This is a genomic window from Parashewanella tropica (assembly GCF_004358445.1).
Lineage (GTDB): Bacteria > Pseudomonadota > Gammaproteobacteria > Enterobacterales > Shewanellaceae > Parashewanella > Parashewanella tropica.
Map to the genome: position 1 here is coordinate 3,069,245 of NZ_CP037951.1, position 13,449 is coordinate 3,082,693.

Here is a 13,449-nt window from a genome sequence, read left to right on the forward strand (position 1 = left end):
ATTTCCCCCTACTTCCCTTTACGTGACACCAAAGCTGTTAGCTAGAGTGCCCATGACCAAGCTCCATCCATCGACCAGTACAAACAGCATAATTTTAAATGGCAGAGAGACAATCATCGGTGACAGCATCATCATACCCATAGCCATCAAAATACTGGCAACCACCAAATCTAAAACTAAGAAAGGCACAAATAGCATAAAGCCGATTTGAAAGGCGGTTTTTAGCTCACTGGTGATGAAGGCTGGAATAAGCACACTGATTGGCGCATCTTCAGGCTTTTGAATATTCTTATAACCCGAAATATCAATAAAAGTTTGTAAATCAGTGACTCGGGTTTGTGACAGCATAAAGGCCATTAATGGCTTTTTGCCCGCTTCATAGGCTTGTTCGATAGTGACTTTATCGTCCATGTAAGGTTTAACCCCTTGATCATAAACCTTATTGAAAATGGGGCTCATGATAAAGAAAGTTAAAAACAAACTGATGCCAATCAAGACTTGATTTGACGGTGTCTGCTGCAAACCAATCGCCTGCCTTAAAATCGACAGCACCACGATAATGCGGGTGAACGAAGTGAGCATGATCACCATAGCAGGTAAAAAGCTCATTGCGGTCATTAGCAATAATATTTGCATGGTGACCGAATATTGAGTGGAACCATCAGCGCCAGTGGTAACAGTTACAGCGGGTAAAATCCCATCGTTTGCAAAAGCCATTGGCGCTAACATGGCTAATGCAAAAACAAACAACTTAATTAGACGCATCTTCTTTCCTGCCCTTTGCCTGACGCAACTTCTCGGCAAAAGACTCTGCTTTTACTTCAATGGGATCGTTTATTTTATCGAGCAAAGTTATCTGATGTTGTGTAACACCTAACAAATACTGCTTGCCATCCATCTCCATCAAGACCAACTTCTCTTTCTGCCCTAACGGTGTAACAGCAAGGGTTTTCATTACACCGTTGGATGCAGGGGTTAAATTAAAGCGTTTGACCAAGTAAGCCAGCACTAAAATAATCATCACCACCACGACTAAACCGCCTATCATGCTGGCAAAACTGCCTAATGCACTAGGGGCATCTACCGTGTTGGAACTGCTGGTTGTTGCGACTGTTGTAGCAAGCAAACTATTCATCAGTTGTCCTTGATTCAGTGAATGTTAAGCTAGCTTATCAAAAACTTACTTGAGTTTCTTAATTCGTTCAGTTTGGCTGATCACATCGGTTAGTCGAATACCGAATTTGTCATTAACAACTACCACTTCACCATGAGCAATCAAGGTCCCATTCACCATAACATCCAATGGTTCACCTGCCACTCGATCTAACTCAACCACAGATCCTTGGTTCAATTGCAGCAAATTACGAATGCTGATAAAACTGCGACCCACTTCCATCGAAATGGTGACAGGAATATCTAAAATCGCATCGAGATTATCTTTATCAGCACCAAGGCTGCCAGGCTCATCAAACACTTCATCTAAACTTGCAGTTTTAGCTTCTTCAATGGCTTGCTCGGCCATCGCCGCAGCCCAATCTTCTTCTGTATTCATTGGTTAACCTTTAAAATTTATGCCTCAGTCGTATCACGGGATTTATTGCGCAATTTGACCAATTGTAATTCTGATTTAACGGTTTCAGGACGAGGAATTTTTTCAGTGACTTTTAGCGCTAGGTTTTCTCTTGAGCGTCCGAGCTTACAACGGTATGTTGGCAAGTCTTCAACCTTCATCATCACATGTTCAGGTAATTCAAACGGAATAATATCGCCCGCTTGCATCGACATTACATCCCGAAGTGACATAGATTGCTCGCCTAGGCTGGCATTAAAACCAACGTCCACGTCCATGATTTCTTCACGTAGAGCCTGTGACCAACGCATATCGGTATCTTGCTTGTCACTTTGTACACCGGCATCCAATAATTCTCGGATCGGCTCGATCATGGAATACGGCATAGCAATATGAAAATCACCACCACCACCATCGACTTCGATATGGAAAGAGCTGATCACAACGACTTCGGTTGGGCTCACAATATTCGCCATCGCAGGGTTAACTTCAGAATCTAAATACTCAAACTCCACATCCATTACTGGTGCCCAAGCATCTTTGTAATCTTCAAAGATGATTTTTAACAGCAGTTGGATAATACGACGTTCAGTAGGGGTAAATTCTCGACCTTCGATTTTGGCATGAAAACGACCATCGCCGCCAAAGAAATTGTCCACCAAAATAAAGACTAACCGCGCTTCCATAGTGATCAGAGCGGTGCCTTTTAGTGGGCTAAGCCTGATCATGTTAAGGCTGGTCGGCACAAACAAACTATGAACGTACTCGCCAAATTTCAACATCTGCACGCCATTGATGGATACCTCTGCCGTTCGACGCATCATGTTGAACATGCTGATCCTAAGATGACGAGCAAAGCGTTCATTTACAATTTCAAGCGTTGGCATACGGCCACGAACGATGCGATCTTGAGATGAAAAGTCATACGTTTGCGCGTCGTCATTGTTTTGATCGACTAACTCTTCTTCTACCTCATCGACTCCGTGAAGTAGCGCATCAATTTCGTCTTGGCTTAGTAAATCACTCACTGTTTAGCCTATTTCCTCATTCTGCAGCTGAGTAAAGACCCATTACTGCATCACAAAACCTACAAATAATACTTTCTCAACACCATGTTCACCCATAATCGGCATCAAGGCATTTTGTACGCTCAACAAAGCCTGCTGGCGTAGTTCATCTTTTCCTGACTGTGTACTGAGTTTTTGAGCATCAGCACTGCTGAACGTCGATAATAGTGCCGACTCAATCAGTGGAATGTGCTTTTTTACATTGCTTTCAACATCAGTACCACGCACTTGAAGTTGAACTTTGATTTGCACCAATACAGGCTTTTTAGTACCCGTTAGATTAAACAAAAACGGTCTTGGTAATGGTACATAACTGGCCGCTTGCTTTTTTGTTGGCGCCGCTTGTTCTGTCGAAGTCGAGTTTGTCGCTTTATCTGCAGACTCAGGGGTATCATCACCCGACATGAAAAAGAAAGCGCCTGCGCCACCAAGGAGCAACACAACAGCAACGATAATGATCAACATTAACGGACTTTTCTTTTTTTGTTCTTCAACCGTTAGCGTTTCTTCATCTGCCATGGCTAAAATTCCTTTCTTAGTACTCTCAAACTTAATCGGGTTATGGTAACGGTTTAAGCGTAATAATCTATAACTGAGCTTGGGTTTGTTGCGACTTTGAGCGTTATTTGTTCACTTGTTTCTTGTTCAAGCTCTGAGTGAGTATCGGAACCAGAAAATCCTTGCCCTCGGCCTTGCTCTCCACCTTGATGTTGACCACCGTCGTGATAAGAAATTTGGCTATCGGCTAAATTCATCCCTTGTTCAGCTAACATATCTCTCAACCTTGGTTGAGCTTGTTCCAGTAAATCTCTAGCTTGAGGGTTAGCCACTTGAAACTGTACTTGTGTTTGATCATTCTGCACTTGAATACGAACAGTCATGTGCCCAAGTTCTGGGGGATCGAGTCGAATTTCGGCCTGACCAATGCCTTTATTCACCATCGCCATTAACTGCTGTTTCATTACTGGCGAGAAACGCTGGATCATATCCTGCATTTGTACGGTTTGCTCACCACCTTGACGAAGTGATACATGCAATTGCGGCACATCAGTCCTTCCTTCGGGAGTCACTGCTTGATGCAATGAAAAAGGATTATGGGTTTGTGATTGATTGATTCTTTCCGCAACAGGAGTCGGTTCAGTTGATGATTGAGACACCGCTTCAAAGACTCTTGCTAAATCCACTTTTTTTGTCGGCATTTCAGTATTTGGCTTTACTGAATTTGTCATCTCGGCCAATTTCGCATGGACTTTACTGTCGCTATCCGCTTCTTGCCCTTGTTTAGCGTTACCATCTTGAGTGATTTGAGGTACTGCATCTATTTGCTTTGCTTGCGCTTTTGTTAAACTCGGCTCAATAACAGGCTTAGCTGTCGTTGCTTCAACGGCTTTTGGTGCTTCTTTAACTACAGCATTGGATTGCTCTAATACCTGACGAGTTTGTTTCGGTTCTGAATTTCCAGATTCAGGCAATTTAGCAATTTCTGCTTCCACCTTTTTAGCATTGGTCGCGGTTTCAATACTAGGCGATACTTTTTCAAGCTTGGCTATTGATTCATTTTCAACGTCACCAGTATCAGCTTCTTGCGGAGTGCTAGTTGAGGTTTGTGGCGAGACTTGTAGTTTTAATTCAACTACAGATTCATCTCCTTCACCTTCAACTTCTGGTCCAGACTCACTCTCTTCGTCAATGTCTTTTGTGTCACTTTTATTAGGTGGCAACACTTCTCCGCTTTGAGTTTGGGTAACGGGAGTTACTGCCGTTTGATAGTTTTGAGAATCACTGATTTGCGCAAGTAATGATTCTGGAGATGAGGCCTGTTCTTGTGTTAACTCTTGATCTTTTTCCGATTCAATAGCGACTTCTGCTTGAGCATTCGGCTGCCCGCTAGAATCAACCTTTTCATCATTTGAAAGCTCAGAAAGCCTTTGTGCAAAGTCAGTCGAATCCACATTGGCATCATTTGACAGCGCCACATTCGCTTCCACTCCATCTGTAGAAACTTGGGACATAAATGATAAAGGATTAACTTGCGACACTATAACTTCCTCTTTAGCAACGTCAACGAATTTACGTTTACTAAAGCAAGGCAGTTTTTATGCCACTATTTTCGATTTCGATAAAATTGCTGCATAGCAAATTCATCAATCATTTTCTGCTCTGATTTGGCCTGTGCTGCGAGTTTTTTCTGTGCTTTTTTATCAAGGAGCATTTCAACGGCTTGACGCTTTTGCTGCTTTTCAAGCCAAAACTGATGACGGTGTTTGAGTTGCTCTTCTGTTTGCCTAATCGCCTCAACCTGCTGCTTAATCGCTTGGTCAATTTGATCAACAAATTTATGAAACTGCTGGTATTGAGAAGAAGATAAATTGCTGCCAACTTTATCCCCCATCTGCCGCATATAATCGAGGCGATACGTATTTAGCGCATCAAGTTGGCTACGTGCTTTTTGCTCGTCTAATTTGGCACTTCGATATTGCAATGATGCTTGCTCTTCTGCATCTTTTGCCAACTTTAATACCGTATTTAATGGGTCTTTGCTCATGAAAATATTCTAATTTAATTTTTCGAACAATGGCTCTGATGAATGGGAGCAATAGTGTGATAAGACAACCGTCCGTTACAGGATGTAACGGCCGTCAATACATGGATGTATGTTTCCGTTGGCGTTCTCACTATTGCTTCATTTCTTCGATAGTTAACACTGAGCCGCAAGTTGAGATAGCATCATTGCACAATCATCAAAACTCAAACTGTCTTTCATGCCTTGTTGTAAAAACGCATTCGTAGCTGGTTGTAAACGAATGGCATTATCTAAAATCGGATCGCTGCCTTGATTGTATGCACCAATCGATACCAAATCACGATTTTGCTGATAATGGGCATACATCTGTTTTACCTTACGCATATTGTTAAGGTGTTCTTCACTCACAACCATAGGTGCAACACGGCTGATGCTGGCTTCAATATCAATCGCAGGATAATGACCTGATTCGGCTAACGCACGAGATAACACAATATGACCATCTAAAATAGCGCGTGATGCATCAGCAATCGGATCTTGCTGATCATCACCTTCGGTTAATACCGTATAAAAAGCCGTGATCGAGCCTTGTTCTCCACCGCCATTACCTGCGCGTTCAACAAGTCTTGGTAGCTTGGCGAATACTGACGGGGGATAACCTTTGGTAGCAGGCGGCTCACCAACAGCTAACGCGATTTCACGCTGAGCTTGTGCGTAACGGGTTAAGCTATCCATCAATAGCAGAACGCTATAACCAAGATCTCGAAAATACTCAGCAAGGCGAGTAGAAGTTTCACAGGCTCTTAAACGCATTAATGGCGAGGTATCCGCAGGAGCTGCAACGACCACAGAACGTTTACGTCCCTCTTCACCCAAAATCTCTTCAATAAACTCTTTTACTTCTCGACCACGTTCACCAACAAGTCCCACCACAATAACATCAGCGGTCGTACCTCGAGTCATCATGCCCAGCAGAACACTCTTACCCACGCCCGAACCAGCAAACAATCCCATACGCTGCCCTTTGCCGACGGTGAGCATGGCATTAATGGCACGAACGCCTACATCGAGTGGTTCAGAGATAGGACGACGAGAAAGCGGATTCATTGCGATAGAATGGGTAGAGACGCTTTCTGAGTTTTGAATACTACCAAGACCATCAATGGGCTGACCGCTGCCATCAAGTACTCGGCCGAGCAACGACATCCCGACATTAAGACCAGACTTTTCACCTAAAGGCACAACTCTGGCACCGGGTAAAACGCCTCTTAACTCGTCAATCGGCATTAAATAAAGGAGTTCATCATCGAAACCAATAACTTCGGCGACCAATTCCCCGTCCATGGTTTCAATAGAGCATAAGCTGCCTACGGGTGCTCGGCAACCACTGGCTTCTAGCGTTAACCCGACAACTCGAACCAATTTACCGCTAGCTACGGCACGAAATGGCGTGACTTGCTGACAATATTGATCAAGCTGGTTCTTGAGCTTCTTGGATCTCTGTAGATTCATTTTGAGTTGGTACTTCTTGAGGAGAGATGTGTGTGGCTTTTTGAGTTTGCTCAAATAACGCTTGCTGGAGTTGTTTTTCTAACTGGAATTGTTGCTCAGTTAACGCCATTAAAACCGCTTCGGTTCTGTTTTTTACTTTTAGATCGACCGAGGATTTTTGACTTTCGATAAAACAATCGCCAACAGATAAAGAAGGGTCCGCTTCAAATTGCCACTGCTTTTTTTCAAGCATCGAGGCGCTATAAGCTTGCTCTACCAACTCAACATCTTGCGGATGTAAACGAATGTTCACTGGCTGATTTTTAAGAGGTAACGATTCAATCCCTTGTCGCAACACATTGTGGATATGCTGAGGATGAGTATTGATTTCGGTGGCAACAATGGCTTTAGCAAGATTCGTACTCAGCATTAGTAGGCTGGCTTCAATTTGAGAATCAACCACAGACAAAGGCTGCTCAATTTGTTGTACTAACTGCTCTAATCTTTGCAGCATTTCTTTGGCTTCAGTTAGACCTTGCTCAAGCCCTTGTTCCTTGCCTTGAGCAAAACCTTCTTCATGGCCTTTTTCCAAGCCTTCAAGCTTGCCTTTTTCTAGCCCTTGATTAAAGCCTTGTTGAAAACCTTGCTCTCTGGCTTCTTGCTCGGCTTGTTGTTGCAAAGCTTCGATTTCGGCTAACGTTGGTGGAGTAAAACTTTCTTCTTCAGCTTGCGGTAACGATTGTGCTTGGGTACGTCCGAATAGGTTTTGCTTTTCAGACTCGACCTCTGTTACATCAGGGATTTTCCAGTGCGCGAATTCTTCGGCAATAGCATCGGAATTAGAGGAACTCATCACCGCCTCCACCGCCTAACATGATTTCGCCACTTTCACTTAAACGACGAGCAACACCCAAAATTTCTTTTTGAGCAAGTTCAACTTCACTCAGGCGAATTGGCCCCATGGCATCAAGATCGTCTTGCAGTAATTCAGCTGCACGTTTCGACATATTGCCAAGTAACTTGTCTTTCAATGAGTCATCAGCACCTTTCAATGCCTTCATCAGTACTTCTTGCGGCACTTCACGCAATAACGCTTGAATACCACGGTCGTCAATATCCAATAAGTTTTCGAACACAAACATGAGATCTTGAATTTGCTGCGCCATTTCTTCGTCAGACTCACGCATGGTTTCCATCAACTGTGATTCAATAGCAGTATCCAGATAGTTCATGATGTCCGCAGCGGCTTTCAAGCCACCCATTTTCGCTGCTTGTGCACCACCTTGACCTGCGAACTGTTTTTCCATGATGTCGTTAAGTTCTTGCAATGCCGCTGGCTGTACTTCTTCTAAATTCGCGATTCTCATTAACAAGTCAACACGGGTATTTTCAGGGAATTGTGCAAAAATTTCTGCGGCTTGATCAGGCTCAAGATAAGACAATACGATGGTTTGGATTTGCGGGTGCTCATTTTGAATAATAGTCGCCACTTGACGTGCGTCCATCCACTTCAAGGAATCTAAGCCTTTAGCACCGCTGCCCATAATGATTTGTTCAATGATATTGCCCGCTTTATCTTCACCCAAGGCGGCCGTTAACGCTTTACGAACAAAATCCTCACTGTTAAAACCAATAGCTGAGAACTGCTGGATATCATCTAAGAAATGTTTGTGGACACCAATGACTTTTTCTTGACCAAAATCTTGAGTTGACGCCATCGCCATACCCAGTTGTTGAACTTGCTTTGGCTCAAGGTGGCGCAAAATTGACGCCGCATCGGCTTCACTTAAACTCAGCAATAAAATAGCGGCTTTTTCAACGCCCGTTAATGTACTGACATCAAACGATGCCGCTTCAGTATTAGACGGGCTTTCAATAATATCAGGCATCTTCTTCTTGTAACCAACTCTTAATTACTTGGGTAGACAACTCAGGTTCATTGGCCACCAGCGCACGAATGGCCTTGATCATATCATCATCTTTGTGAAGATCGGGGATTAAAATCGACCCATCATCCGCATAGCTGTATTCACCTTCGGATTTATTAATCAAACCTAAGGTTTCTTGTGCATATTGATCTTCGATTTCAGCCAGTTCACTACCCGGTATAATTTTTTCCAGTGGCTTATCACTTTCAGGGTGAACCATACGTTTAAACATTGGGCGCATAACTGTAAGGATCAATACCAATACCACAATCGCGGCCAATACAAATTTCACTACGCGCATGAACCAAGGTTGCTCCCAAAGTTCAGGCTTCGGTGCCGCTTCAAATTCATGTTGCATGAATGGTACGGTTACCACTTCTAACATATCACCACGAGCGGAGTTAAAACCAACCGCTCCTTCTAGCAAGCGACGAATATTAGCAAGTTCAGCTTCGGTGCGAGGCTCACGGTTGATTTGTCCATCTTCGCCAGCAGCACCTCTTTTGTAGTTAACGGCAACTGAAACACTAATACGTTGAATAATGCCAATTTGCTGACGTGTGTGGCTAATAGTGGTATCGACTTCAAAGTTACGTGTCGCTTCGCGGTGGGAGCTACCATTACGCTCTGCTGAACCTTCTTGAGTTAACTCGCTCACCTGCTCAGGAATTTCAGATTTTAACGGTGGCTGATTCGACAAAGCTCCCGGAATACCACCAACAAAGCCAGCACCAGAATTTGTTTCTAGGGTTTGCTCACTGCGAACTGCTGTTTGAGCAGGATTGTAGCGCTTGGCGGTTTGCTCTTTAGCCGTAAAGTCCATCCCCACATCCACTTGTGAGGTAAAGTTTTCAGGGCCAAGAATTGGGATCAAAATAGATTGAATTTTGTTGCGGTATTCATCTTCTTTAGACTGAACAATTTCAAGTTCACGACGCGCTCTGGCTGATACGCCGTCTTGACTACCCGAATTGAGCAAGCGACCAGCTGAATCAGTCACTGTTACTCGGCTTGGGTCTAGGTTTTGTACCGCTGATGCTACGATATCAACAATTGAATCAATTTCTTCTTGACCAAGACCACTTCGACGAGTTGTGATAACCACTGTTGCACTTGGCTGAGATTTACGACGCGCAAATACGTTTTCTTTCGGCAAAGCTAAAATCACTTTGGCACGAGTCACACTTTTTAACTCTTCGATTGCACGAGCAAGATTTTGTTCTTGACTGTGTTTCAGTCTGGCTTGCTCCATGCGTTGGCTAACGCCGAACCCGCTATCTTTGTTGAGAAAGTCGTCATTCTTGGTGCTGCTTTCAATACCTGAGCGGCTCAGTAGCAATTTAACTTCTTGGTATTTAGCTTCTGGGACTCGTACAACATCAACATCGAGTTGATATTCGATTTTATTTTTATCGAGTACATCTAACACTTGGATCAGTTCTTGGGTTTCCATTTTTCCAAGCGGACGATATTCATCTTCTGAGGCCAGCAATAACACAAAAACCGCTAATGCCAAACACACTGCCAGCCCCAAAATCATGGTGATTTGACGAAGGGTGTTCGAATTTCCAATACCATCTAGCATGCCTGACTTATGCTCTTGGTCTGCTCCAGCATTGGTTGTGCTGACTTCTGATGATTGGTTACCAACGGTGAGTTCTGTGCTCAAAATACTTACCTGCTTTACTGCTATTTATCTTTATTAAGCGATGACAATTTTCTACGCCATTAAACAGGCATGTTCATGATTTGCTTATAAGCGTCAACCAGCTTATTTCTCACTTGCACCGTGGCCTCAAATGCCACACTCGCCTTTTCACGCGCGATAACCGTATCCGACAGAGTTACCGAGGTATCTCCCATTTCTAAACGAGTAGATAAATCAGCAGAGTTAGCTTGCAATTGATTCACAGTGCCAATGGCATTGGAAAGCACTTCACCAAAATTTGATGAATTTACATTGTTAACTTCACGCATACCGTGAGTTTGCGGTGAAATTGAAGGAGTGATTTCTCCTTTCATAGTTTGCATCTCTGTATACAAAGAGCTAGCACCAATTTGCATGTTCGTCTCCCATGACTTTTTTTTGACGAGATGGAATTATGTGAGTGTTAAAGCAAAGGGTGTGCCAAGGTATTATAGGTTTGGATTTCCTTACCTATCAGAGCTTAAGTTCGTACCAACTACTTCGTCATATCTTGAAAATCAGATACTTGAACTCATATCTTTATTGAAAATATAAAAGGACGTTATCAATGAAGATCAATTTAAGAGATGTCACCAAAGACAATTGGGTCGATATAATCGAGTTGGAAATCACCAAAGAACAAGAAAATTTTGTCGCGCTCAATGCGGAGTCTATTGCTGCATCTAAATTTCATGAAGATTATGTAAATCGGGGAGTTTACCTTGAAAATGAACCCGTTGGTTTTATCCAGTATTACCCAAATCTTCCTGATAATAAGCCAAATGAAATTTTCATCGATCAGCTGATGATTGATGTGAATCATCAAGGCAAAGGCTATGGAACCATGGCTGTAGAGTTGGTATTAAAAGAAATAAAGGCAATACCCAACTGCCAATCCATCTCGCTTTGCTACGTTGAAGGTCACGATGTCATGAAAGCCTTCTTTGAACGCTTTGGGTTTCATGTGGTTGACCAAGACAAATTTGATGAAACCATTATGGAGTGGCATAAACCTTAACTGATTGCTAACCATGCCTGAATAGAATCATTCAGGCATAACATGCTGTTTATAAGGTATCTTAATCATTGCTACTCTTTGAAATATAAATTCTGAAGTTTCTGACACCCTTTACCCATAAATACTAAAACAACGGCACCAATCAATACTGGAGTGAACAGAAATCCCCAGCTTTGACCTGAAAGCATAATCAAAATGGGGTTAGCACCCGCTGGAGGATGAGTTGTTTTTGTAGCCAGAGCTAAAGTGAACGGGGTTACCGCTATATACTGTTCAAAAAACACCTTTTAAATCAATTGAAATGCATCACCAGCTAAAAAACACCCATGATTTTAGGTGGGAAAGAAATCCGATCCTAGCCGGTTTGCGATCATCATTTTCACCACAAGAAGCGATACCCGCTAGGGCGAGAAAGATCCTGATTATCTTGCTTTATTTTTATAAAAAACTGAACTACTCTTTACAGTTCAGCTTGAAAAGTGTCGTAGAAACACTCTAGAGAATATCGGTACGCGCTACAAACTCAAACATAAAGTTCGAGGTGAGTAGTATGAAGTACTCGACAAGTATACTGTGGCATTTGGTTGTAGTTTTGCTGCCATTTATTTTTTCTTCTCACATTTCTGCGCACCCTTTACAACGTGCACAACTCCCTAACGACATTAAATGGCATGACCTGTCATTAAACACACAAAAGAAACTCATAAAGCGAGATAATATCATTTCCCATACAGTATCTCAGCTGTTAAAACTATCAGATGATGTTGATGCAAATAGCCAAGAACTCAATGAATTTAGAGAGCGTCATAAATTTATACGCTTCATATTACACACAAAAGATCACCCTGATTTTGCTAATGTTCCACATATTGCATTTGCAAGTGAAGGTCGGATAACCGGATTCAGCCCTTCTATGACTATCAATATATATAACTTTAACGAAAAGGAAATAAACACAAGCCCACTAACAAAACACCAACGACGGCTGGGCTACCGCGCTTTATTACAAAAAGGGAATAAAGGAGTCAGAGATATTATCATTCATGAAATTGGCCACTTATTTAACCATACCGATCATAAAGGGGTTAAAGTTAAAACCTTTATTCGCGAAGAAGAGAAGCGTGCAGATCATTTTTTAATAAATATTCGAAAGCGATTATTGAAATTAAAAAACAATAAATTATTACCGGGAGGTGTTGGTTACTTGGTGAGTTCAACAATAGCGTTATGAAACAATGATATTTTCATTAGGGCGTTGAACATAAAGAGATCTTTAACACATTTAAGAGAGACTTTAGTTTACCAACAAAAATCGAAAAATATTTGTCTAATAGAGTATATTGAACATCAACGGGAACATTACCTATCGCCTTTGTTATCAAAATACAAAGTACTCAACAGCCAATCAAATAGCGGGTAAGTAATGTTAAAATTCTTTTTTACCATTAGTTTGTGCTCATGATGTAAGACATGAAGTCGCTTCAATCGCCACCAAAATGGGATTTTCTTAAGGTAAGTGTCATCAGGGACATGAAAACTAAGGTGTAAAGCTTCATACAACAGGTATCCGAAGATGGCACTACACACCACCAAATATGCAACGTTTGATGAAAACCAAAAATACAAAACACTGCCTACAGGCAAGGCTACACCCAAAATAAAAGCGATAATAAGATAGGCAGGAAACAACACCACTCTCCAGTCTTTTAGCGTTTCCCAGTTCATAGTGCTTTCATCAAAAAAGTGATGATGATCGCCTGTATGCCTTTGGTAAAAAAATCCTCCTATTTTAGTTCGCCTGTGCCCAAGCCATCGATGAGCGGCATACTCAGCAAAATTCACACAAACTAAAGTAATGGGTACTGTTAGCCACTCTAATACTGATATTTGTTTCAGTTGAAGAACTGAATATAAAATGACAACGAAACCAACAGAAAATACAAAAAAGAAGTGAAAATGAGGGTGGTAATGAGCGCTCATATTCGCTCGGTAGTTTTGCCTAAAAGCAACAATTTTTTCATCCATGATTTATTTATATGATTATTCAATGGGTATTAGCAATGTAACATAATCACAACATGGTGCAAATTTAAACTAGAAACCTTGCTACTCTTTGTACTTATCTTTATTAACCTAGTTAAATTAACCTTCAGAGTATTTACCC

Annotated in this window: 15 protein-coding genes and 1 pseudogene; 2 read left to right on the plus strand and 14 right to left on the minus strand. The window is 42.1% G+C overall.

Annotation, left to right across the window (positions count from 1 at the left end):
- Positions 1–18: 18 nt before the first annotated feature.
- The 12 genes from fliP to fliE form a co-directional block, all read right to left on the minus strand.
- Positions 19–765, minus strand: coding sequence for a flagellar type III secretion system pore protein FliP (gene fliP, locus E2H97_RS13500; RefSeq protein WP_133407618.1), 747 nt, complete (start codon positions 763–765; stop codon positions 19–21).
- Complete coding sequence (gene fliO / locus E2H97_RS13505) at positions 752–1,135, minus strand: flagellar biosynthetic protein FliO (RefSeq protein WP_133407619.1); 384 nt, start codon at positions 1,133–1,135, stop codon at positions 752–754. The genes fliP and fliO overlap by 14 nt, the downstream gene beginning before the upstream one ends.
- Positions 1,136–1,180: 45 nt before the next feature.
- On the minus strand, positions 1,181–1,552 hold the full coding sequence (gene fliN / locus E2H97_RS13510) for a flagellar motor switch protein FliN (RefSeq protein ID WP_133407620.1): 372 nt from the start codon (positions 1,550–1,552) through the stop codon (positions 1,181–1,183).
- A 17-nt stretch (positions 1,553–1,569) separates the two neighbouring features.
- Positions 1,570–2,598, minus strand: a complete 1,029-nt coding sequence (gene fliM / locus E2H97_RS13515; RefSeq protein ID WP_133407621.1) for a flagellar motor switch protein FliM — start codon at positions 2,596–2,598, stop codon at positions 1,570–1,572.
- A gap of 42 nt (positions 2,599–2,640) precedes the next feature.
- Positions 2,641–3,156, minus strand: coding sequence for a flagellar basal body-associated protein FliL (fliL, locus tag E2H97_RS13520; protein ID WP_133407622.1), 516 nt, complete (start codon positions 3,154–3,156; stop codon positions 2,641–2,643).
- A gap of 53 nt (positions 3,157–3,209) precedes the next feature.
- On the minus strand, positions 3,210–4,676 hold the full coding sequence (locus tag E2H97_RS13525; protein ID WP_246029003.1) for a flagellar hook-length control protein FliK: 1,467 nt from the start codon (positions 4,674–4,676) through the stop codon (positions 3,210–3,212).
- Between the two features lie 65 nt (positions 4,677–4,741).
- Positions 4,742–5,182 carry a flagellar export protein FliJ gene (gene fliJ, locus E2H97_RS13530; RefSeq protein WP_133407623.1) on the minus strand — a complete coding sequence of 147 codons (441 nt, stop codon included), beginning with the start codon at positions 5,180–5,182 and terminating at the stop codon, positions 4,742–4,744.
- A 153-nt stretch (positions 5,183–5,335) separates the two neighbouring features.
- A complete protein-coding gene (fliI, locus tag E2H97_RS13535; RefSeq protein WP_133407624.1) occupies positions 5,336–6,673 on the minus strand; it encodes a flagellar protein export ATPase FliI in 1,338 nt (445 codons plus the stop codon).
- Entirely contained in the window at positions 6,633–7,505 is an 873-nt protein-coding gene (fliH, locus tag E2H97_RS13540; RefSeq protein WP_133407625.1) for a flagellar assembly protein FliH, read from the minus strand. The genes fliI and fliH overlap by 41 nt, the downstream gene beginning before the upstream one ends.
- Positions 7,492–8,541 carry a flagellar motor switch protein FliG gene (fliG, locus tag E2H97_RS13545; RefSeq protein WP_133407626.1) on the minus strand — a complete coding sequence of 350 codons (1,050 nt, stop codon included), beginning with the start codon at positions 8,539–8,541 and terminating at the stop codon, positions 7,492–7,494. The genes fliH and fliG overlap by 14 nt, the downstream gene beginning before the upstream one ends.
- Positions 8,534–10,249, minus strand: a complete 1,716-nt coding sequence (fliF, locus tag E2H97_RS13550) for a flagellar basal-body MS-ring/collar protein FliF (protein WP_133407627.1) — start codon at positions 10,247–10,249, stop codon at positions 8,534–8,536. Before fliF ends, fliG begins: the two co-directional genes overlap by 8 nt.
- A 59-nt stretch (positions 10,250–10,308) precedes the next feature.
- Positions 10,309–10,644: a flagellar hook-basal body complex protein FliE gene (fliE, locus tag E2H97_RS13555; RefSeq protein WP_133407628.1), complete on the minus strand. Its 336-nt coding sequence runs from the start codon at positions 10,642–10,644 to the stop codon at positions 10,309–10,311.
- 191 nt (positions 10,645–10,835) lie between these two features.
- On the opposite strand from fliE, the gene E2H97_RS13560 reads away from it, so the two are divergent.
- Entirely contained in the window at positions 10,836–11,285 is a 450-nt protein-coding gene (locus E2H97_RS13560; RefSeq protein ID WP_133407629.1) for a GNAT family N-acetyltransferase, read from the plus strand.
- Positions 11,286–11,356: 71 nt separating this feature from the next.
- Here E2H97_RS13560 and E2H97_RS13565 read toward each other — a convergent pair.
- Positions 11,357–11,569: pseudogene (locus E2H97_RS13565) on the minus strand (HPP family protein); the annotation flags it as partial.
- Between the two features lie 308 nt (positions 11,570–11,877).
- Here E2H97_RS13565 and E2H97_RS13570 point away from each other — a divergent pair.
- Positions 11,878–12,516 (plus strand): hypothetical protein, encoded by a 639-nt coding sequence (locus E2H97_RS13570; RefSeq protein ID WP_133407631.1) that lies wholly within the window; start codon positions 11,878–11,880, stop codon positions 12,514–12,516.
- A gap of 128 nt (positions 12,517–12,644) precedes the next feature.
- On the opposite strand, the gene E2H97_RS13575 is transcribed toward E2H97_RS13570, so the two are convergent.
- Complete coding sequence (locus E2H97_RS13575) at positions 12,645–13,310, minus strand: fatty acid hydroxylase family protein (RefSeq protein ID WP_170308308.1); 666 nt, start codon at positions 13,308–13,310, stop codon at positions 12,645–12,647.
- Positions 13,311–13,449: the final 139 nt, after the last annotated feature.